The sequence below is a fragment of the Thalassotalea psychrophila genome (assembly GCF_031583595.1).
Classification (GTDB): Bacteria; Pseudomonadota; Gammaproteobacteria; order Enterobacterales; family Alteromonadaceae; genus Thalassotalea_A; species Thalassotalea_A psychrophila.
The window spans coordinates 644,817-665,985 of the sequence record NZ_CP134145.1 but is presented as its reverse complement, the minus strand read 5'-3'; the positions used below and the strand labels follow the sequence as shown (position 1 = coordinate 665,985).

Genomic DNA, 21,169 nt, shown 5'->3' with positions numbered 1-21,169 from the left:
TATAGGCGTAATCTCAGCGAGAGTAACGCTCGTTCTTTAGAAATAACGTCCGAATAAATTCGAACGTTATTGCGATGAATTGATTTAATTATAAGTGCACACCGATACGGAAAATAATTGCATCACCGTAACCGTCAACACCTAATTTATTTTGAAAATAGCGATACTGAACACCGGTGTAAACACGCTCAGTGATGTCGTACCATAAACCAATACCACCATTTAAGCCGGTTTCACCATATTGGTAATCGGCATAATCTTCATTTCGGTCAATTTCAATTTCATTCCAGTTAGTTAACATGAATTTTTCACCGGCAATGGTAAAGTTCATCCCCATGTTCCAACCAACCATAACACCATTCATACCATTAATATCATCAAAACTTTCTTCAGATTGACCTGATTTAACTTCATGCACACCGACAAAAGGTTTAAACCAAAAATCAGGTGTCGCCCAACCAATATAGCCAACACCAATAACTGTGTTTTGTTCACTAATATCACCAAAACCAGAGTCGTTATAGTCATAAACTTGACCATAAGCAGTAATATTGCCATAAATTTTATAGTGAGCACTGATTTTAAACGCATTAGAGCGTAAATCAGAATCCATATTCAGTTTTTCCATTTCATAAAAACCGTACATTTCGCCCCATGAAAACCCTGCTCCAGCTTCTATGCCAAAAGCAATATGATCTTCTCGTGTTTCGCTAATATCACCGCCGTTCCAACCTTCGGTTCCGTTAGTCCATGAAAGGCCATCAAAATAAGCATTCGCAAAGCCATATTGATATTCAGCCTGCGCTGTTGTTGCAGCCATTGCTGCCGTTGCCAGTAGTGCAATAATAAATTTACGCATTATATTCTCGTATTATCCGTGGGGAGTACCGTCATGATTGATACTTGCTTGTAAAATCGCGCACATTGTACTGATTATTTTGTATACAGCTCGAATTGAAAGGTTATTTAATGTAATTAGAAATCATCATTCAGCTTTCTTTAAAATGAAAAGTTTCTTAAATACAGTAAATTACTTGGGTTAATGGATTACTTAAAGTTACAAAAAGCTTATACAAACTGACCATAAAAATTGAACTTTTGGCAAATACGTTAATTTTTACAGTTTAAAGCTGCTGAAATCAAAGAAATGTCGATAAAAATCTAATTTTTTCCAATAAACCTGAGTTTAAGCCTTTTCATTTACTTCATAAGGGGCGACAATTTAAATAGAGGGGATGAGAGATCAACAGCCCCTAAAAATTGGAGCAGTAAATGTACGTTGAAATCCTCATCCTTCTAATTTCCTTAGCTGCATTGGTTATAAGTGCCGATAAATTTGTCTTTGGTGCTGCAGCAATAGCAAGAAACTATGGTATCGCACCGATGATCATCGGTTTAACTATTGTAGCCATGGGCTCATCAGCACCAGAAATGTTGGTAGCGGCAACGGCTGCCATGCAGGGTTCGCCTGACACCGCCATTGGTAATGCTATTGGATCTAACATAACCAATGTGGCCTTAGTGCTAGGGTTAACGGCTATGTTCAAGCCTTTGATTGTTTCCTCACTTACCTTAAAACGTGAAATACCAATCCTGTTAGTCATAACCATTATTGCCAGTTATATGTTATTTGACCTTAACTTCACTTTTACTGAAGGTGTGGTACTAATGACTGGTTTTGTGTTATTTATCGTCACTCTATTGATTGTCACATTACGTCAAAGTAAAAATAATAAAATGGATGACCCCCTAGTCCTCGAAGCAGAATTGGACATCCCCGAAAATGTAAGTTCATCTAATGCGTTTTTCTGGCTCACCTTCGGTATTATATTATTACCACTAAGTGCCCACTTTTTAGTTGAGTCGGCAACTGTCATTGCTAAATCTGTCGGCATTAGCGATTTAGTGATTGGTTTAACCATTATTGCAATTGGCACCAGCTTGCCCGAACTTGCAGCAAGCATTATGAGTTTAATCAAGAAAGAGGATGATTTAGCCTTAGGTAATATCATCGGTTCAAATATTTTCAATATTTTAGCTGTTTTAGCGTTACCCGCTCTAATTGCGCCTGGAGCTGTTGATAGTGAAGTAGCTTCTCGTGATATTCCTTACATGTTAGGAATAACCTTTTTAGTATTCTTGTTATGTTTTAGTTTAAGTGGGCAATTTAGAATTACCCGTTTAAAAGGATTGGTATTGTTTATTGGCTTTATTGTTTATCAATACCTAATCTTTAATCAGTTTATTTAAGTGAGATTATGAATGCCCCACGCTAGTAAATTTAAAGAACTTGCCGCGCAAGTTATCGATATAGAAACAAAAGCAGTTGCTAACTTGCATACTTATATTGATGAGCATTTTGCCAAAGCGTGTCAATATATGTTCGATTGCAGTGGTAGAGTCATTGTCATCGGTATGGGAAAATCAGGCCACATAGGCGGAAAGATTGCTGCCACACTAGCAAGTACAGGAACTCCTGCATTTTTTGTCCACCCTGGTGAAGCGAGCCATGGCGACCTAGGTATGGTCACAAGCCAAGATGTAGTACTGACAATTTCCAATTCAGGTGAAACTGGTGAAGTATTAGCAATACTACCAGTAATAAAACGCATTGGTGCAAAGTTAATCGCTATGTCAGGTAACACCCAGTCTACATTAGCAAAACTCGCTGACGTGCATATTTGTATCGATGTCCCGCAAGAAGCATGCCCATTGGGTTTGGCGCCAACATCTAGTACAACTGCAACATTGGTAATGGGCGATGCACTAGCAGTAGCGTTATTAAATGCTAAAGGCTTTACTGCCGATGACTTCGCCTTATCACATCCCGGCGGTAGTTTAGGTAAACGCTTGTTATTACGTTTGTCTGACATTATGCATAGTGGCGAACGCTTACCTGTCATTGATGAAACAGCCCTTATAAAAGACGCTTTGGTAGAGATCTCAAGCAAAGGCTTAGGTATGACTGCCGTAGTAAATTCAAGCGGAATTTTAACAGGATTATTTACCGATGGTGATTTACGACGTATCCTTGATGAGGAGGTAAACATTCATCAAGATAATATAGCTAGTGTGATGACCAAGAATCCGATTGTTGCAAATAGTGAAATGTTAGCTGCAGAAGCTCTTAAATCTATGGAAGATAAAAGCATCAATGGCTTAATTATTGTCGATCAAAACCACCAACCAATTGGGGCGATGAATATGCACGATATTTTAAAAGCGGGAGTAATTTAACTCAATGAACCAGCCAAACTCTTTAACTAACACCCTTTATGGGCAAGTAGATAGCAATATTCTTAGCCAAGCAGCACAAATCAAGTTGTTAGTTTGTGATGTGGATGGTGTATTTTCTGATGGACGTATTTATTTAGGTAACGATGGCGAAGAGCTAAAAGCATTTAACACTAAAGATGGTTTTGGCATTAAAGCCTTAGGTCAAAATGGAGTCGACGTTGCAGTAATTACCGGTAGACAATCTAATATCGTTGAAAAACGTATGACCGCCCTAGGAGTAAAATTTATTATTCAAGGTGAAGAAGATAAATTACCGGCATTAATGAAGATCGCAAAAAACTTGGAACTTACTAACGAACAAATTGCCTATATAGGTGACGACGTTCCAGACTTGCCTTGTATCGAAGCTGTCGGGTTAGGAGTTGCAGTTAATGATGCTCACCCGTTAGTTAAACAAGGCGCAAATTATGTTACCTTTATTAAGGGCGGTTTTGGTGCAGTCAGAGAACTTTGTGATCTGATCATGCAAAGTCAAAACACATTACAAAATGCTAAAGGCAGCAGTATATGAATCGATTGCATAGTATTTCAACGATTATATTTATCATTTCATTATCTGTTTATGGATATATGCAATGGCAACAATCGAATGAAACTATTGTGCAAGTAGTAAAGCCGAAAGATGAGCCCGACTTTATCGCAACAGCATTAAGCTCAAGCCAATATGACGAGATGGGCAATTTAACTCATACCATTTCTGCTGAGAAAATGTCTCACTATTTAAATAATACTGAAACACTTTTCCAAGCGCCTAAATATACGTTGTACCCTAAAAATGGCAGTGCTGTTTGGCATTTATCCGCAAATCAAGGACGTTTAGGCGAAGATAATATCTTATTGCTCAATGATAGAGTACGATTGATTTCTGAAGACAAAACAAATTTTATTTCAGAAATACACGGCAAATCTCTTAATGTAGATTTAACTAATAACATCATCACTTCAGAGCAGACTATCTTGTTAAAAGGCAAGGATTTCACTATGTATGGCTCTGGGTTAAACGTTGATATCAATTCCACTAAAATGACTTTGAATGAACATGTACAAACAATTTATAAAAAACATGCCTCATAAATTACTGCTTGGCATAGCATTAGTATTTCCATTAGCAACAAGTCTTGCCGAAGAAGCTGATTTTAAACAAGAGATTGTGATTGTTGCAAAAAAGCAATCTAGCGATTTAAAAAATAAGATTGCCAGTTACATGGAAGATGTGAAAATCACCCAGGGCACGCTGAGTATAGAAGCAGACGTGGTGAAGGTAACAAATCAAGAAGGTACGGATCTTAAGAACTACTTGGCTACAGGAAAACCTGCACGGTTTAGCCAAATTCTTGATGATGGCCAAAAAATTGAATTACAAGCAGATGAAGTTTCATATTCACCAGCCACGCAAACAATTACCATAAAAGGCAATGCATCAGTTAGCCAAGAAGGCAGTATGGTAAAAGGTGACATAATCACTTACAACATAGCAACAGAACAACTAAGCGCAGAAAGTGCCAGTACTGTAACAACAATTTTAAAGCCTGAAGTGAAACCAGAAGTTAAAGAAGAAACACAAGATGTTGAATCTAAAATTAACAATTCAGTAGAGCAAGATAAAGAACAATAATATGACGGCAACCCTAAAAGCACAAAACCTTGCTAAATCCTATAGCGGCCGAAAAGTAGTAAAGAGTGTCAGCTTAACGGTTAACTCAGGACAAATAGTAGGTCTATTAGGCCCTAATGGTGCAGGTAAAACCACTTCGTTTTATATGATCGTTGGTTTAGTACCAAGTGACGAAGGCTCTGTCGTGTTAAATGATCAAGATTTAACCTTATTACCTATGCATGAAAGAGCTCGTCAAGGCATAGGTTATCTCCCGCAAGAAGCGTCAATTTTTAGAAAACTTAGTGTCTTTGATAACATCATGGCCATTTTACAAACCCGCAAAGATCTCGACGATGTAGCCAAACTGGAAAAACTTGAAAGTCTGGTTGAAGATTTTAATATTGGTCACATTATTGAAAACACTGGTCAGAGTTTATCTGGTGGTGAAAGGCGCCGTGTTGAAATCGCCAGAGCACTGGCTGCTGACCCAAAATTTATCTTATTAGATGAACCGTTTGCTGGAGTAGATCCAATTTCAGTGGGCGATATTAAAAAAATTATTTTACAGTTAAAAGATCGTGGTATTGGGGTATTAATCACCGACCACAACGTACGAGAAACTCTTGATGTATGTGAGCATGCATACATTGTAAGTCATGGTGAATTGATCGCTGAAGGTAATGCTGAACAAGTTTTAAGTAATCAACATGTTCGAGATGTCTACCTAGGTGAGAAATTCAAGCTATAGTTAAGTTAATCAGCTTAAGCTAGTTTAAAGCAATTATTCGTTTCTCGTGTATTTAGTAGTTAACTTGCATAAGATTACACTTATGTAAATTTGGAATTTTTTCAAAAAATGAGACCTAGTCTTCAGCTCCGTATGGGGCAACATTTAACGATGACACCACAGTTACAACAGGCAATAAAACTGTTGCAACTCTCTACGTTAGATCTGCAACAAGAAATTCAAGAAGCTTTAGATAGCAACCCTTTATTAGAGGTTGATGAATCCGCTAATCAAGAAGAGATCAACGCTAATTCAGATTCACATTTAGATAGTAAGCAAACAGCTGCTGAAGCTATTGATGGTAGTGAGGACGCACAACCGACTCATGACGAAATAAGTACTTCTGAAGCCTTAACTCAAAATGAAATTCCACAAGAGTTGTCCGTAGATTCAACTTGGGAAGAAAGCTTCAGTGCCGGTACATCAAACACTGGGCTTGGCGGCGTCAGTAATGATGATTATGTATATCAAGGTGAAACTTCTGAATCTATCCAAGATCATTTAACTTGGCAAATGGAGTTAACTCCGTTTTCCGACACCGATAGGACTATTGCCATAGCTATTATTGATGCTATTGATGATAGTGGCTATCTTACGGTGACCTGCGAAGATATTTTATCTAGCTTAGGAGATGATGAAGTCGAACTAGACGAAGTTGAAGCGGTGTTAAAACGCATTCATATGTTTGATCCTATAGGCTCTGGGGCTAAATCAATAGCCGACTGTTTACTAATTCAACTTGCCCAGTTTAGCCCTGACACTCCCTTTATAACAGAAACCAAATTGGTGATTAGCGAGCATATCGATTTGTTAGGTAATCGTGATTTTAGACAAATCATGCGCAAAACTAAGTTAAAAGAGCCCCAGCTAAAAGAAGTAATGCAGTTAATCCACTCGTTAAATCCAAGACCTGGCGATGCGATAGTACAACAAGAGGAACAATACGTTATTCCTGATGTTAGTGTTTTCAAGAAAAATGGTCGTTGGGTGGTGGAATTGAACCCGGATACTGCGCCTAAAATTGGTATTAATAATCAATACGCGTCGATGGTTAAAACAACTAAATCATCAGAAGATAGCCAATTTATTCGTTCACATTTACAAGAAGCAAAATGGTTCATCAAATCACTTGAGAGTAGAAACGACACTTTACTTAAAGTTTCTAATTGTATCGTTCAACAGCAGCAAGGCTTTTTTGAGCATGGAGCAGAAGCAATGCGACCTATGGTATTAAATGACATTGCAGAAGCTGTTGAAATGCATGAATCAACGATATCAAGAGTTACAACACAAAAATATATGCACACCCCAAGAGGTATATTTGAACTAAAATACTTCTTTTCTAGCCATGTTAGCACTGAGAATGGTGGTGAATGTTCATCAACAGCAATACGTGCTCTGATTAAAAAACTAGTCGACGCAGAGATAGCAGCAAAACCATTAAGCGATAGTAAAATGGCGGAATTGCTTAGCGAACAAGGTATTAATGTAGCACGTCGAACCATTGCTAAATATAGAGAATCGTTAGGTATACCACCATCGAATCAAAGAAAAAGTTTACTTTAAAACCAACAAAATAAGGACAAAGCTTATGCAAATTAATCTATCCGGTCATCATGTTGAAGTTACCGATTCTATGCGTTCATATGTTGATGAAAAATTACAAAAACTCGAACGACACTTTGATCACATAAATAATGTGTATGTGGTTTTGAAAGTAGAAAAATTGCAACAAATTGCTGAAGCTACCTTACATGTAAATGCAGGTGAAATATTTGCTTCTGCCAACCATGAAGATATGTATGCGGCAATTGACGGATTAGTCGACAAACTAGATAGACAAGTTCTCAAACATAAGGCTAAGTTAGCTCACCATTAACTATGAATTTAAAGCAACTATTAAGCCCTGACTGCACCATATGTGCAGTACAGGGTAAAAGTAAAAAAAACATACTTCAACAAATCAGTGCAATTGCAGCGAATAAAATTAGCAGCGCAAATGCAAAAGAATTGTTGGACAGTTTAAGTAAAAGAGAAAAGTTGAGCAGCACTGGAATTGGTAATGGTATCGCTATTCCACACGGTAAAATCAATAATAGTGAAAGCCCCGTGGCTGTTTTATTAACAACAGATAAGCCAGTTATTTTTGACGCTATTGATGATAAGCCGGTTGACATTTTTTTCGCATTGTTCGTTCCTGAAGATCATTGTCAGCAACATTTAGAGACTTTGGCCAGTGTTGCCAAATTTTTTAGTAATAAAGAGAATAGTAAAAAAGTAAGACGTTGTCACAGTTCCACTGAACTTCATCAATTGGTTGTAAACAATTAGGTAGAAAATGAAACTAATCATTGTAAGTGGTCGTTCTGGCTCAGGTAAAACCGTTGCATTAAGAGTGCTAGAAGATCTTGGTTATTATTGTGTTGATAATATTCCGGTAAATCTATTACCAGCACTAACTCATACTGTTATTAATGACTATGAGAATGTGGCGGTATCCCTCGATGTACGTAACCTGCCAGAAAATCCTGAAGACGTTAAAGAGATCATAGATTATTTACCTAATTCTGTAGAATTAAGTATCTTGTATTTAGATGCCGATGATAGTGAACTCATTCGTCGTTATAGCGAAACAAGACGCTTGCATCCCTTGATCCGTAAAAATATGGCTCTTGATCAAGCAATTGCGCTAGAAAAAAAATTACTCGACCCGGTAGCAAGTAGGGCAAATTTATACATTAATACTTCCAAACTAACTCCGCATCAACTTGCCGATTTAGTGCGAGAAAGAGTACTAGGTTCCACTACAGGTAATTTGGTAATTGTATTTGAGTCGTTTGGTTTTAAATATGGTGTGCCATCTGATGCAGATTATGTTTTCGATGCAAGATTTTTACCTAATCCTTTTTGGGAAGAAGGTTTAAAAGCATACAACGGATTAGACCAGCCGGTACAAGACTTTTTAGCAAGCCAACCGATAGTTACTAAATTTATTTGGCAAATCAATTCTTTTATGATGACTTGGTTGCCTCATCTAGAGCGTAACAATCGTACGTATTTAACCATAGCTGTTGGTTGTACTGGCGGTCAACACCGAAGTGTTTATATTGCTGAGACACTAGCAAAACAATTTAAAAAAGAACACAAAGATATACAGATTCGTCACCGTGAAATGACCAAGTAATTGTTGAGTTAAATTTAAAAATGTCGTTAATTGTTGAACAAAGTGTACTAATCGAAAATAAATTAGGGTTGCATGCAAGAGCCGCTACTAAATTAGCAAAATTAAGCAAAAACTATCAGGCTAAAATTACCTTAACACTCGAGCAAAAATCAGCTGAAGCTGACTCGATTATGGGGCTTATGTTACTAACGGGTAGTCAAGGCAAAGAAGTCCACGTCAAAGCAGAAGGTATTCAAGCCGAGCAAGCAATGGCCGCAGTAATTCAATTGTTTTTAGATAAATTTGACGAAGCCGAATAACTTCAGGTAGTTAATTTTAATAAAAAAGCTGATAAAACCATTAGCTTACGTTAAACTTGCACTGATTTAGAATTAATAACAACAACCTTGCACAGGGTGATTCATGCCAGAAATATCAGAGCAAGAAATTAGCCAAAAACGTTTATTAGAAATAAATACCGCTTTAGAAAGTGGTATGTTCGTTTATGTGCGAAAAATGTTCCAGCATATGCCTGCTTTTGACATTGCTTTACTCCTCGAATCATCTACTTCTCGCAGCCGTAATGTTCTTTGGCAACTAATTGATCCTGATCTTCAGGGTGAAATCCTGGAAGAGCTTTCAGAAGAGGTTCGTAAAGGTATCTTAAGAAACATGCAGCCTGAAAAAGTTGCTGCCGTTGCTGAAGGTATGGACATTGATGATTTGGCTGAGGTTTTAAGAACCCTGCCCGACTCTGTCTATAAAGAAGTATTAAACTCAATGGACTCGCAAGATCGAACCCGAGTTGAGCAAGCACTTTCTTATGAAGAAGATACCGCTGGCGGTATCATGAATACCGATACCATTACTCTTCGTCCAGATATCACCATTGATGTGATTTTGCGCTACTTGCGCTTAAAAGGTGAATTACCTGAAGCAACTGATTCATTCTATGTAGTAAACCGTAAGGATCAGTTTATTGGTTCTGTTTCATTAGCTAATTTAGTTACCGCACGGCCTGAACAAGCGATCGCTGAAATTACCGATTACGATACAATAGCCATCACAGTTGAAACAGAAGAAAGTGAAGTTGCTAAGTTATTTGAACGCCATGATTGGCTTTCTGCACCGGTAATTGATGATAATGGTCAATTACTTGGTCGTATTACCATAGATGATGTGATTGACATCATTCGTGAAGACGCAGAACACTCAATGATGAGCATGGCGGGTTTAGATGATGAAGCAGATACTTTCGCACCGGTAATTAAAAGTACGCAGCAGCGCTCTATTTGGCTCGGTGTAAACTTAATTACCGCCTTAATGGCTGTTGCTGTATCTAGCATGTTTGAAGGCATATTAGCCGAGATGGCGATATTAGCAGTTTTAAATACGTTAGTGCCAAGTATGGGCGGTGTTGCCGGAAATCAAACCTTAACTCTGGTTATTCGCGGTATGGCATTAGGTCACATTGGTGATAACAACGCTCGTATTATTTTAAATAAAGAAATAGCCGTAGGTTTTTTAAATGGCCTGATTTGGGCATTATTTATTGCGTCTATTGTTGCTATTTGGAAGCAAGATATCGTGTTAGGTGGGATTATTGCTTTTGCAATGCTGATGAATTTAACTGTCGCAGGCCTCGCGGGTGTTGCTACCCCTTTAGTGTTGAAGAAAATGAATATCGACCCTGCTTTAGCCGGTAGTGTTATCCTAACTACGATAACCGATGTTGTTGGAATATTTGCCTTCTTGGGAACAGCAACCTTATTCTTAGGTAAGTAAAAAAAGGTACTAGGGCTGATAAGGGTTAAGGAGTCAAGGGCAAAATGGTCATCTTAACGATTACCTGTACAACTGAAACAGAGCCGCTTACCTAATTCCTAGGCCCTATTTCCTAATCCCCTTATTACTGCCCTGAAACCTGCATCTCTTCAATAATTACAGAGCCAGTTTTTATGCTGCCCCGTAAATCATAATCGCTTCCGGTTGCAACTACGGCTTTAAAAATATCCTTTAAGTTACCAGCAATGGTAATTTCAGACACTGGGTATTGTATTTGCCCATTTTCAACCCAAAATCCAGCAGCGCCACGTGAATAATCGCCATTAACCACATTGACCCCTTGCCCCATTAGCTCAGTTACTAATAAACCGGTGCCTAATGTTTTTAACATAGCTTCAAAGTCGCCATTATTGGCAGATACCATCCAGTTATGAATGCCACCAGCATTACCTGTTGAAGTAAGTCCTAACTTACGTGCTGAATAGCTTGTTAGTAAATATGATTGTAAAACACCGTCGACGATAAACTCTCTGTCTTGGGTAGCTATACCTTCAGCATCAAAGCTGCTACTGGCTAAACCACGCAAAATATGTGGACGCTCTGAGATATTTAAGTGCGATGAAAATACTTGTTCGCCAATAGCATCTAATAAAAATGAAGAATTTCGATATAAATTACCACCACTAATTGCAGCAATAAAATGACCAAATATACTATTGGCTACATCGGCCCTAAACATCACTGGTGTTTTTTGGGTATTAAGCTTATGGCTATTAAGTCTTGCTACGGCTGCTTGTGCAGACTCTAAGCCAACAGCCTTGGCAGATTGCAATTTATCAAATTCACGACTGACAGTGTAACTGTAATCACGCTGCATATCATCGCCATCTGTAGCTATCATCATACAACTCAAGCTGTGGCGCGTACTTGGATAACCCACTATTTGGCCATGGCTATTACCATAAACCTTAAAACCTTCGAAGCTAGCAAAGTTAGCTCCATCTGAATTTGTAATTTTTTTATCACTATTCATAGCTGTAATTTCAGCTTCAGTGGCAATCTCAATTGCTTGTTCAGTGGTTAAACTTTGTGGGTGATATAGGTCTAAATTTTGAGGGTTAAATTCAAGTAACTCTTTATCAGCAAGCCCTGAACAAGGATCCACAGAAGTGTACTTAGCAATATTGATTGCCGCTTGAACTGATTGTTGCAATGCTGATTCAGACAAATCAGCAGTAGAAGCAGAGCCTTTACGACCTTCTTTATAAACAGTAATTCCTAGCGCACCATCGTTGGTAAATTCAACAGTATCTACTTCCCCTAAACGAGTAGAAACACTTAGACCTTCTTGCTTACTGATTGATACTTCTGCATTATCTGCACCTAAAGTTTTAGCTAGTTCGAGAACTTGAGCAACTTTGTTTTTAACTTGAGAAATTGAGGTATTTATAGATTCGATATTTTGCATTTAGGGTATCAACAGTAAGAACTAATTGCCTAGTATAATTGGCCATTAGTGATAAATAATTTATTTTAATAAGCATAACATACAGATATTAATTAACTTAACGTTATGTTGTATAATTAAGACATTATTTATTTTAACTATGACGATTTTATGAAAAAGCGCGGTAAAAAATTTATTGATGAGAGCATCCTCATTGTCAGCAAGACTGAAATCAAGAATGACATGAAAGACATGCAAAAGCTTGGTGAGCAAATTTGTAAACTCAATCGTATGCAACGAGCTAAGTTAACGCTTAATGAAGAAATTCAAGCAGCCTTGATCATCGCGGATAAAATCAAAGGTAAGCACGACGCCTATCATCGCAACGTACAATTTATAGCTAAACAGTTATTCGAAAGTGATTATGAAGCAATTCAAGGTGAACTTGATAAGTTGAATAATAAACACGCTATAGAACACATCAACAATTCAAAACTTGAAGTAATTCGCGATCAATTAATTGCCCAAGGTGATAGTAGAATAGATGAATTATTAGATGAACATGAAGGTTTCGAACGTCAACGAATGCGTCAATTAGTACGACAATCGGCAAAAGAAGTAAAACTAGAAAAGCCAGGTAAAAGCTTTAAAGAATTATTTAAATATTTGAAAGAGAATATTGCCCTCTAGAAAAAACAGAGGGTCAGAGTCAGGTTATTCTAAAATAACCTGACTCTGACCCTCTAATTTAAAACCTACTGCGTACCACCAATCGTCATTTCATCGACTTTCAAGGTTGGTTGACCAACACCTACAGGAATACTTTGGCCATCCTTGCCACATACACCAACACCACTGTCTAGCGCTAAATCATTACCAACCATGCTTACCTGCTGCATTGCTTCTGGACCACTTCCAATTAACGTTGCGCCTTTAACTGGTGAGGTTATTTCACCATTTTCAATTAAATAAGCTTCGGCAGTGGTAAATACAAATTTTCCAGAGGTGATATCAACTTGGCCACCGGCAAAGTTGGGAGCATAAATGCCTTTTTTAACTGATTTAATAATGTCTTCTGGTGAATGCTCACCAGCAAGCATGTAGGTATTCGTCATACGGGGTAATGGCAAATGTGCGTATGACTCTCTGCGGCCATTACCAGTAGGCTTAACTCCCATGAGGTGAGCATTATGCTTATCTTGCATGTAGCCTTTCAAAATACCATTTTCAATTAGTACATTATATTGTCCTGGTGTACCTTCATCATCAATAGCAACCGAACCTCGGCGATCTGCAATAGTACCATCATCAACAATTGTACAATGTTCAGATGCAACTTTTTGACCCACTTTACCAGAAAATGCAGAAGAGCCTTTACGATTAAAGTCGCCTTCTAAGCCATGACCTACAGCTTCATGTAGTAAGACACCTGGCCAACCAGCACCTAAAACTACTGGCAACATTCCTGCAGGTGCATCTATGGCAACCAAGTTAACCAAAGCTTGTCTAACAGCTTCTTCAGCATAAGCATGGTAGCGAGGTTTAGTACCTTCCACTTCAAAGAAATAACTGTAACCAGTACGAGCCCCACCACCGGAATTGCCTCGTTCTCGATTACCATTAGCTTCAACAAGAACTGAACAGTTTAATCGTACCAATGGACGAATATCTGTCGCATAAGTACCATCACTTGCCGCAACTAGCACTTTTTCGTAAACACCTGACAAACTCACTATCACTTGCTGAACACGACTGTCTTGTGCTCGTGCAATTGCTTCAACCTCATGTAAAAGGTTTATTTTTTGCTCTTGTGTTAATGTCGATAATGGATCAACTTCACTATAAAGCGAAGTTGTCGGTTGTGTTGTAAATACTTTAACTGTTTGGTTTTTATTTGCTTGCACAATTCCACGAGCAGCTGAAGCCGCTTTTAATAACGCATTGCTATTGATGTCATCAGAATAAGCAAAACCAGTTTTTTCACCACTAATAGCCCTTACGCCAACACCACGTTCAATATTATATGAGCCTTCCTTAACAATACCATCTTCAAGCATCCATGATTCATGGCTGGATGATTGAAAGTATAAATCGGCATAATCTACATCTCGAGCACAAATGTGATTTAATGTTTTGCTTAATTCTTCTTGGCCAAGTTGGCTAGAATGTAGTAGTTCTTGTTCAACAAGATTCATTTTAAAGTCCGTGTTGTTTCTATGTTAGGTTCAGTTTAACTGAAAATTTATTATGACGAGCAACTGGAATATCTGCTCTTATTTTACTGATGAGTTCTCGGTCGAAATTACTACTTACATAACCGACACCTTCTGCCTTCATGGTCATTATTTCCCCCCAAGGGTTAATGATCATTGAATGACCATAGGTTTGACGGCCATTTAAATGTTCGCCTTCTTGGTCTGCAGCAATAATGTAAACTTGGTTTTCAATTGCTCTTGCTTGTAATAATGCCTGCCAATGAGCTTTACCTGTCACCTTTGTAAATGCACTTGGTACACAAATAACATCGGCACCTTGCTTGGTAAGAGCTCGAAATAATTCCGGAAAACGTAAGTCATAACATACTGTCATACCAACATTAAAACTAGGTAAAGTAGTAATAGATAACTTCTCACCTGCTTGAGTTAGCGTTGATTCACGATAACTTTTCTCGTTATCAGCAACATCGACATCAAATAAATGAATTTTTTGGTAATCATTAAGTAGCTTGCCTTCAGGTGAAAATAACAAGCTACTGGCTGTAAATTTATCATCCTGCTTAGATGAAATAGGAATGGTTCCAGCAAGCAAATAAACATTATATTGCACTGCTAACAGCGCTAATTTTTTCTGCATAAAACCATTGCCTAATGGCTCGGCAAACTCAATTTGCTGCGCATCTTTTCCACCAAAATATAAACACGCTTCTGGTAATACAACTAAGTGCTCAGCAGATTCAGGCAATGTTGAAAGAATAGTTTCTATACAAGCTAAATTTTCAATGATATCGGGGACAGACTGTAACTGTATTGCTGTAAGCCTAGCCATTTCCATCACCTAATTTTTTCTCAGACACAGCTTTTTTATCAAGCTCTGATTTTTTTTCAAGATCATTAGGCTGAGATTCATTTTCAGGGATTTTAGGCTCTAAACTTGCTTGTTCAGGCTTAGCTTTATCGGGTTGAGGTTGATCCGGTTTACTTTTTCCAACACTTACATCACGACTTTTTCGGTCAACTTCTTTGAAGATTGGCTCATCTACCGTACCTGTCAGCTCAAAATTGATCACCGAAATCACTTCCGCTTTTTGAATAGCTTCATCAGCTACCATAATCGCCGCGCCCATTAACGGATTAACCAACCAGCCGACAATAATTGGCAAGCTTGAGGTTACTTTCGGCGCAAACGACATTTTATAATCTAGCTGATTATTCACTAAATTGGTGTTGCCCTTAACTTTAAGGTTACCAGCTGCGCCGTTCATTTTAGTATTGTCGGTATAAGCGACGCCATTTTCTAAATGGATAGTGCCCTTAATATCGTCGTAAAACATACCTTTTGAAAATATATCTCTAAAATCTAAGGTAAGCTTTCGAACCAATGACTGGAAACTAAATATTGATAATAGCCTAGCACCTTTGTCACTAACATCGGCTAAATAGCCATCATCAAATGTGAATTTATATTTACCATTCAGGCTGGCTAAATTAAATTGATGTGGCCCGCCTTGCCAATCAATGTCGACGCTACTTTTTAAACCACTGTCTTTAATACCGGATTCCATATCAAATCTTTTGATTTCTTTTTCAACATCTTCAAAATTCAACATACCTGAAATAGAAGTTTTGTCTTGCTTAGCATCTTTTTGCCAAGAACCAGTAAAAGTAACTTCTGCATTTTTACGTTTTGCTGAAAAGGCCCTTAAAGTCACTAATGAAGGACTAGTATTTTCCACATCAAACAAAACTTTACCAAAATCAAATTGTTGATATTTACAACTATCACAATTAAATTTAATTTTAGGAATATCCGCGGGTGTTAGTGATGACTCATTCGACTTTTCATCATTTTCTTCGCTTGCATCGGCCGCATCGGTTAAATGAATAAAGTCCGCATCAATTTCTAAACCTTCACGCTTAAAATCATGGTAGAACTTCATTCTACTGCGTGCTTGTTCAGCATTTAATTGTAGTAACCACCACTGCTCTTTATGTAATAAATTAAAATCTACATCGGTTAAACTCTGGCCGAAAAAGTCAATATTTTTAACATTACCTCTAATTCGTTCTGGTGCTTGTAAAAAAGCCAGCTTTTCTTCATTGTTCAGCGAACTATTGTCTGAACTCGAACTGTCAGGTATAGAGTTTATAATATCAAAAATAAATTCGTGCCATGGCCCATAAGCAATAGTATCTAGGTCTGTAGTAATGTGAAAACCGTCTGTCGGTAATAATATTTTCTCTTTACCTAACACCAACTGTGTTCGCATGAAGGCTACTTTTTGATGATCCAATTCACCATAAAAACGTAAATTATCATCTAACGTCGCTTCAATGGTCGATTGATTAGCATTGCCTTTTGCCGAAGCTGTTAATTGAGCCTCCTTTTGAGCCGGTTTAAAATAAGGCTCAGGTAAAGACAATTTAGCATTTTGTAAATTAGAATCTAAATGTAAGTCGTAACTAAGTTCACCATTTTCAGGAATAAATAGTGATAATTTACCTTGCCACTCTAATTCGCCATTAACATAGGATTGTAAGTTTTCAGGTATCTGTGGATCGTAACTTTGCTTTTGCCAGTTAGCCAGTAAATCAATATCAACTTGATAAAAGTCATCTTCAATCCGCCCATCGACAGCTAAACTTATAGGTAAACCACGCCAGTTAAGGGTGATATCTTTCGTGTTAATCAACTCATTATTAAAACTTAACTGGCCATTCACTTGAGTAAAGTTCATTTCAGGAGCTTGTAATAACACCTCATTATTAGCAAAATCAATTGTACCTTTGGCAACAACCTTGTCTGTATCGGCTAAAGGCAAATCTAACGAGAAGGTTCCTGTCACTGCACCTTGCGGATTTATAAGCCTCAAGGTTTCACCAACACTGTGTTCCAATGGGCTTGCCACCATCAATTCTGTTACATTGTTAACTTCAGTATCTACTTGGCTACGGACAGTTAAGATTGATTCACCACTTAAGGACTCAATGCCAACCATTAAGTCTTTAGTTTGTATCCCCATCAAATCACCATCATAGGCAGTGATCAACATCGAGTCATTGGTAAAGTTTAGGTTTAAATGAGCTTTTTCAATAGCTGGCCATGATTGTTCAAATTGATACTTAGCCTGCTCGATATCTGCATCAACAATGAAAATCCCACTATTATCTGTAAATGGGAATGTGGCGACAGGACCATTAAATAACACGCCCGCTTGTTTAACATCGCCATGAAAGATTGCCGCAGTTAAATAATCGACTAAGCTTTCACTCATTATCGGTAACGGTAAGTAATACTGAGCTTTACTGGCATCGCCTTGCTCAGCATACGCATAAAGGCTAAGCACACCACTTTGATCAACTTCCTGTAAATATTGAACATTGCCGTTTACCGTAAGTTCATCAGAGGACAAGAAAATGTCACTGACGGCCAATTTCCAAAAGCGCTCATTCCAATTGGCCTTTATCGTTGCCTTTAATTCATTAAATGGGATCGGTCTAGAGAACCCTCCATCAAAATCAATGTCATCATTTTGTGAGGTAATATCAAGTTGAACTTGATCATTATCAAATAACAGTTGCCCTGATATCTGTTCGATACCGGGAATACCATTAGCAGCATTCCAACCAACATCAGCAAGGTTCAAAACTAATTGTAGTTTTTCAGCAGAAGTGCGGATTTGAATATTCGCTAAATCACCACTTAGTTGCAGGCTTGAATATTTTTCAAAATCTGGGAAATTATCTTTAATAACAGGAAATAATTGCCATAAATTATCTAACGAAACTGTAGATATGTTAGTCAAAGATTCCGTTGGGGTACTTGTCGCTTGTAATTGAAATTCAGTCCATGGAGTTTCGTTAAATAAAACTTCAATGTTACTGGTTTGCATACTGAAATTAGAAGATTGACCATCTCTGTAGATACTTACATTACCCTGAGGAATTTTAAGCACATGCTGTTGCTCAAAGCTATCCCAGGAAAAAGTATTTTCGCCCAAATTAATGTGAAGATCAGTAAAGTACCCACCAGCCACGTTTATCCAAGAATGAAAATTAATTTCAGTACTAAATTGATCTGCTTTATCTTTTAAGTGTTTATCAAACCAAGGGGCAAGGTTAATATTATTTCCTTCAATGTAAATTTGCCCTTTAAGGTTTTCTCTTTTGTCACCCTGTAAATCAATAAGTAACTTGGCGCTGTTACTTGAAAACCCTTCAATTTCTAACTTGCCAATACCTTTGTGTTTATTGCCATCGTTGTGCCAAGCCAGTTTATTCAATAAAATGGTGCGCTCTCGGCGTAAAGTCTTAATTAAAATTTTGCTATCGCGAACTGAAAAACGTTTAAATTGATTAAGTATCAGGTCAGAAAATGCATCAATATCTGCCTCTTCAGAAGTTCCTTGTTTTGTTCCAGCATCAATAATAACTGTTTGATCGATTTTTATATTGGCACCAACGAGAGTAAAGTTATTAGCTTTTATTTGTTGAGCTTTTAATGTCCCCCAAAAATCTAAACCAATGTCTATTTCTTCAATTTCAACTTTCAGCGCTTCTGAATCTGATAGAATTACCTGTTTTACCACTAATGTAGGGCCGAATTTATGCCAACCAGCAGAAAGCTCTCCAATCTCAATTTCACCTTGATAGGCACTATTAATATAGTCCTCAAGATTATTTTTAAAGGTGTGCGCATGTGGCAAAAATATTCGGGCAGAGGTAAGTAACACCGCCATTAACACTAATAATACAGCCAGTGTTTTATAGAGGCGATTTAGCCAAGTATTTAAATATGCCCATAACGTTTTTTTCACTACATCATCACCACGTCAAACTGCTCTTGGTTATACATAGTTTCTGTTTGAACTTTAATATGTTTGCCAATAAATACTTCTAACTCCGCTAGGTGATGCAACTCATCATCATTCAAAGACTCGCTTACTTTAGGTGAAGCATAAACAATAAACTTATCCGCATCATAGGCACGATTCACTCGGACTATCTCACGCAAGATTTCAAAACACACGGTTTCAACCGTTTTTAAATTACCACGACCATCACATACAGGACATTCTCCACAAAGAATATGCTCAAGTGATTCTCGAGTACGTTTACGAGTCATTTCAACTAAACCTAACGCTGAAAAATTACTAATACTGTATTTCACCTTATCTTTAGCCATAGCAACATCTAAAGAATGTAATACTCTTTTTTTATGTTCGCTGTTAGACATGTCGATAAAATCAACGATAATAATACCACCAAGGTTCCTAAGTCTTAACTGACGAGCAATTGCTTGGGTGGCTTCAATATTAGTATTAAATATTGTTTCTTCTAAATTACGGTGACCAACAAAAGCGCCGGTATTTATATCAACGGTGGTCATTGCCTCTGTTTGATCAATAATTAAAGTTCCACCCGACTTAAGCTCAACCTTGCGCTTTAACGCTCTTTGAATTTCATTTTCCACATCAAATAAATCAAAGATTGGTCGTTCGCCTGGGTAGTATTCAATTATAGGCTTAATTTCAGGTACAAATTCTTCAGTAAACTCAATAAGTTCATCAAAGGATAAACGCGAATCCACTCTAATTCGCTCAAGCCCACTACCGACAAAGTCACGAATAATGCGGCATGCTAAGTATATATCTTGGTATAAGGCCTGATCTGTTTGTTTACGTTGTTTACGCTCGACAACCTTTTTCCACACTCGTCGTAAAAATTCAGCGTCATGGGCTAACTCTTCTTCTCCAGCCCCCTCGGCAACAGTTCTAACAATAAAACCGCTTTGCTCGTCGCAATATGGTGTCACTATTTGCTTTAAGCGAGTACGTTCTTTTTCATCTTCAATACGTTGTGAAACACCTGCATGATTAGAGTTGGGCATCATAACTAAATACCGCGAAGCAATAGTTAAGTCAGTCGTTAAACGAGCCCCTTTAGTCCCTAATGGCTCTTTAACAACTTGCACCATAATATGTTGACCTTCATGAACTAAGGTTCGAATATCAGGAACCTCATGTTCATTAGTATCATTGCTAGTGATTAATTTTGTGCGAATATCTGAAGCGTGTAAAAACGCAGCTTTTTCCAAGCCAATATCAACAAAGGCGGCTTGCATGCCAGGTAAAACTCGAATGACCTTACCTAAGTAAATATTACCAACTATGCCACGTTTTAAATTTCGTTCGACATGAACTTCTTGTAGCGTACCATTTTCGATTAACGCAACACGAGTTTCACTGGGAGTAACGTTAATTAATAATTCACCGCTCATTTAGCACCTTCGCTAGTTAATTTTTTCGAATGAGCCTTTGCAGTTAACAAAAGCTGCTCGGTTTCATATAAAGGCAAACCGACTACTGAAGAATAGCTGCCTTCGATTCGTTTTACGAATTTCCCAGCAAGCCCTTGAATACCATAACTTCCAGCTTTATCTTGTGGTTCACCAGACTGCCAGTAACGCTGAATTTCATCATCACTAATTGCTCTAAAGATAACATCGGTAATAACCAGTTCTGAGAATACAGTGTCGTTATTTATAACCGCAACTGCGGTCATTACTTGATGCTTTTTATTTGATAAAGCCAACAACATTTTATGACAGTCTTCAAAGCTTTTAGGCTTACCTAATATGTTATTGTTGATAACTACAATTGTATCTGAGCCAAGCACCCAATCATTTGAATTAATTGTTACAACATTTTTCAAACCGGCTTGCGCTTTCTCAATAGCCATTCGCTGCACAAACTGCTTCGCAGTTTCACTGGGGTTAACTATTTCATTTATGTTAGTCGAAACTAGCTCAAATTGTTCAGCAATTTGGTGAAGTAACTCTTGTCTACGTGGTGATTGAGAAGCTAAATATAACATT

At 37.7% G+C, this 21,169-nt stretch carries 20 protein-coding genes; 13 read left to right on the top strand and 7 right to left on the bottom strand.

What is annotated here, in order from left to right:
* Positions 1-88 precede the first annotated feature (88 nt).
* Positions 89-859, bottom strand: a complete 771-nt coding sequence (locus RGQ13_RS02850) for an outer membrane protein OmpK (protein ID WP_348392048.1) — start codon at positions 857-859, stop codon at positions 89-91.
* 413 nt (positions 860-1,272) lie between these two features.
* On the opposite strand from RGQ13_RS02850, the gene RGQ13_RS02845 reads away from it, so the two are divergent.
* The 12 genes from RGQ13_RS02845 (at position 1,273) to mgtE (ending at position 10,629) form a co-directional block, all read left to right on the top strand.
* Positions 1,273-2,250 (top strand): calcium/sodium antiporter, encoded by a 978-nt coding sequence (locus RGQ13_RS02845; RefSeq protein ID WP_348392047.1) that lies wholly within the window; start codon positions 1,273-1,275, stop codon positions 2,248-2,250.
* 12 nt (positions 2,251-2,262) lie between these two features.
* Positions 2,263-3,237 carry a KpsF/GutQ family sugar-phosphate isomerase gene (locus tag RGQ13_RS02840; protein ID WP_348392046.1) on the top strand — a complete coding sequence of 325 codons (975 nt, stop codon included), beginning with the start codon at positions 2,263-2,265 and terminating at the stop codon, positions 3,235-3,237.
* 4 nt (positions 3,238-3,241) lie between these two features.
* Entirely contained in the window at positions 3,242-3,808 is a 567-nt protein-coding gene (kdsC, locus tag RGQ13_RS02835) for a 3-deoxy-manno-octulosonate-8-phosphatase KdsC (RefSeq protein ID WP_348392045.1), read from the top strand.
* Positions 3,805-4,371 carry an LPS export ABC transporter periplasmic protein LptC gene (lptC, locus tag RGQ13_RS02830; protein WP_348392044.1) on the top strand — a complete coding sequence of 189 codons (567 nt, stop codon included), beginning with the start codon at positions 3,805-3,807 and terminating at the stop codon, positions 4,369-4,371. The genes kdsC and lptC overlap by 4 nt, the downstream gene beginning before the upstream one ends.
* Positions 4,337-4,912 (top strand): lipopolysaccharide transport periplasmic protein LptA, encoded by a 576-nt coding sequence (gene lptA / locus RGQ13_RS02825; RefSeq protein ID WP_348392043.1) that lies wholly within the window; start codon positions 4,337-4,339, stop codon positions 4,910-4,912. Before lptC ends, lptA begins: the two co-directional genes overlap by 35 nt.
* Before the next feature lies 1 nt (position 4,913).
* Positions 4,914-5,642, top strand: a complete 729-nt coding sequence (gene lptB, locus RGQ13_RS02820; protein ID WP_348392042.1) for an LPS export ABC transporter ATP-binding protein — start codon at positions 4,914-4,916, stop codon at positions 5,640-5,642.
* Positions 5,643-5,750: 108 nt separating this feature from the next.
* Positions 5,751-7,247, top strand: a complete 1,497-nt coding sequence (locus tag RGQ13_RS02815; RefSeq protein ID WP_348392041.1) for an RNA polymerase factor sigma-54 — start codon at positions 5,751-5,753, stop codon at positions 7,245-7,247.
* Between the two features lie 25 nt (positions 7,248-7,272).
* Positions 7,273-7,560, top strand: a complete 288-nt coding sequence (gene hpf, locus RGQ13_RS02810; protein ID WP_348392040.1) for a ribosome hibernation promoting factor — start codon at positions 7,273-7,275, stop codon at positions 7,558-7,560.
* Positions 7,561-7,562: 2 nt separating this feature from the next.
* Positions 7,563-8,012, top strand: a complete 450-nt coding sequence (gene ptsN / locus RGQ13_RS02805; protein WP_348392039.1) for a PTS IIA-like nitrogen regulatory protein PtsN — start codon at positions 7,563-7,565, stop codon at positions 8,010-8,012.
* A gap of 7 nt (positions 8,013-8,019) precedes the next feature.
* Positions 8,020-8,865: an RNase adapter RapZ gene (rapZ, locus tag RGQ13_RS02800; RefSeq protein ID WP_348392038.1), complete on the top strand. Its 846-nt coding sequence runs from the start codon at positions 8,020-8,022 to the stop codon at positions 8,863-8,865.
* A 20-nt stretch (positions 8,866-8,885) separates the two neighbouring features.
* Positions 8,886-9,164, top strand: coding sequence for an HPr family phosphocarrier protein (locus tag RGQ13_RS02795; protein ID WP_348392037.1), 279 nt, complete (start codon positions 8,886-8,888; stop codon positions 9,162-9,164).
* Positions 9,165-9,267: 103 nt separating this feature from the next.
* Complete coding sequence (gene mgtE, locus RGQ13_RS02790; protein ID WP_348392036.1) at positions 9,268-10,629, top strand: magnesium transporter; 1,362 nt, start codon at positions 9,268-9,270, stop codon at positions 10,627-10,629.
* A gap of 124 nt (positions 10,630-10,753) precedes the next feature.
* Here mgtE and pmbA read toward each other — a convergent pair whose 3' ends face one another.
* The gene (gene pmbA / locus RGQ13_RS02785) at positions 10,754-12,097 is read right to left on the bottom strand and encodes a metalloprotease PmbA (RefSeq protein ID WP_348392035.1); all 1,344 of its coding nucleotides are present in this window, start codon (positions 12,095-12,097) and stop codon (positions 10,754-10,756) included.
* Positions 12,098-12,247: 150 nt separating this feature from the next.
* On the opposite strand from pmbA, the gene yjgA reads away from it, so the two are divergent.
* Positions 12,248-12,766, top strand: a complete 519-nt coding sequence (yjgA, locus tag RGQ13_RS02780) for a ribosome biogenesis factor YjgA (RefSeq protein ID WP_348392034.1) — start codon at positions 12,248-12,250, stop codon at positions 12,764-12,766.
* A gap of 65 nt (positions 12,767-12,831) precedes the next feature.
* Here the strand turns inward: yjgA and tldD are convergent, their stop codons facing one another.
* The 5 genes from tldD to RGQ13_RS02755 are packed head-to-tail and all read right to left on the bottom strand — an operon-like array spanning position 12,832 to position 21,168.
* Positions 12,832-14,271 carry a metalloprotease TldD gene (gene tldD / locus RGQ13_RS02775; protein ID WP_348392033.1) on the bottom strand — a complete coding sequence of 480 codons (1,440 nt, stop codon included), beginning with the start codon at positions 14,269-14,271 and terminating at the stop codon, positions 12,832-12,834.
* A gap of 19 nt (positions 14,272-14,290) precedes the next feature.
* Positions 14,291-15,121 (bottom strand): carbon-nitrogen hydrolase family protein, encoded by an 831-nt coding sequence (locus tag RGQ13_RS02770; RefSeq protein ID WP_348392032.1) that lies wholly within the window; start codon positions 15,119-15,121, stop codon positions 14,291-14,293.
* Positions 15,114-19,109, bottom strand: coding sequence for a YhdP family protein (locus RGQ13_RS02765; protein ID WP_348392031.1), 3,996 nt, complete (start codon positions 19,107-19,109; stop codon positions 15,114-15,116). Before RGQ13_RS02765 ends, RGQ13_RS02770 begins: the two co-directional genes overlap by 8 nt.
* Positions 19,109-20,572 (bottom strand): ribonuclease G, encoded by a 1,464-nt coding sequence (gene rng / locus RGQ13_RS02760; RefSeq protein ID WP_348392030.1) that lies wholly within the window; start codon positions 20,570-20,572, stop codon positions 19,109-19,111. Before rng ends, RGQ13_RS02765 begins: the two co-directional genes overlap by 1 nt.
* Positions 20,569-21,168: a Maf family protein gene (locus RGQ13_RS02755; RefSeq protein ID WP_348392029.1), complete on the bottom strand. Its 600-nt coding sequence runs from the start codon at positions 21,166-21,168 to the stop codon at positions 20,569-20,571. The genes rng and RGQ13_RS02755 overlap by 4 nt, the downstream gene beginning before the upstream one ends.
* Position 21,169: the final 1 nt, after the last annotated feature.

Coding starts and splice junctions, on each gene's coding strand:
- RGQ13_RS02850 (WP_348392048.1), bottom strand. CDS start 859: ATGCGTAAATTTATTATTGCACTACTGGCAACGGCAGCAATGGCTGCA.
- RGQ13_RS02845 (WP_348392047.1), top strand. CDS start 1,273: ATGTACGTTGAAATCCTCATCCTTCTAATTTCCTTAGCTGCATTGGTT.
- RGQ13_RS02840 (WP_348392046.1), top strand. CDS start 2,263: ATGCCCCACGCTAGTAAATTTAAAGAACTTGCCGCGCAAGTTATCGAT.
- kdsC (WP_348392045.1), top strand. CDS start 3,242: ATGAACCAGCCAAACTCTTTAACTAACACCCTTTATGGGCAAGTAGAT.
- lptC (WP_348392044.1), top strand. CDS start 3,805: ATGAATCGATTGCATAGTATTTCAACGATTATATTTATCATTTCATTA.
- lptA (WP_348392043.1), top strand. CDS start 4,337: ATGTACAAACAATTTATAAAAAACATGCCTCATAAATTACTGCTTGGC.
- lptB (WP_348392042.1), top strand. CDS start 4,914: ATGACGGCAACCCTAAAAGCACAAAACCTTGCTAAATCCTATAGCGGC.
- RGQ13_RS02815 (WP_348392041.1), top strand. CDS start 5,751: ATGAGACCTAGTCTTCAGCTCCGTATGGGGCAACATTTAACGATGACA.
- hpf (WP_348392040.1), top strand. CDS start 7,273: ATGCAAATTAATCTATCCGGTCATCATGTTGAAGTTACCGATTCTATG.
- ptsN (WP_348392039.1), top strand. CDS start 7,563: ATGAATTTAAAGCAACTATTAAGCCCTGACTGCACCATATGTGCAGTA.
- rapZ (WP_348392038.1), top strand. CDS start 8,020: ATGAAACTAATCATTGTAAGTGGTCGTTCTGGCTCAGGTAAAACCGTT.
- RGQ13_RS02795 (WP_348392037.1), top strand. CDS start 8,886: ATGTCGTTAATTGTTGAACAAAGTGTACTAATCGAAAATAAATTAGGG.
- mgtE (WP_348392036.1), top strand. CDS start 9,268: ATGCCAGAAATATCAGAGCAAGAAATTAGCCAAAAACGTTTATTAGAA.
- pmbA (WP_348392035.1), bottom strand. CDS start 12,097: ATGCAAAATATCGAATCTATAAATACCTCAATTTCTCAAGTTAAAAAC.
- yjgA (WP_348392034.1), top strand. CDS start 12,248: ATGAAAAAGCGCGGTAAAAAATTTATTGATGAGAGCATCCTCATTGTC.
- tldD (WP_348392033.1), bottom strand. CDS start 14,271: ATGAATCTTGTTGAACAAGAACTACTACATTCTAGCCAACTTGGCCAA.
- RGQ13_RS02770 (WP_348392032.1), bottom strand. CDS start 15,121: ATGGCTAGGCTTACAGCAATACAGTTACAGTCTGTCCCCGATATCATT.
- rng (WP_348392030.1), bottom strand. CDS start 20,572: ATGAGCGGTGAATTATTAATTAACGTTACTCCCAGTGAAACTCGTGTT.
- RGQ13_RS02755 (WP_348392029.1), bottom strand. CDS start 21,168: ATGTTATATTTAGCTTCTCAATCACCACGTAGACAAGAGTTACTTCAC.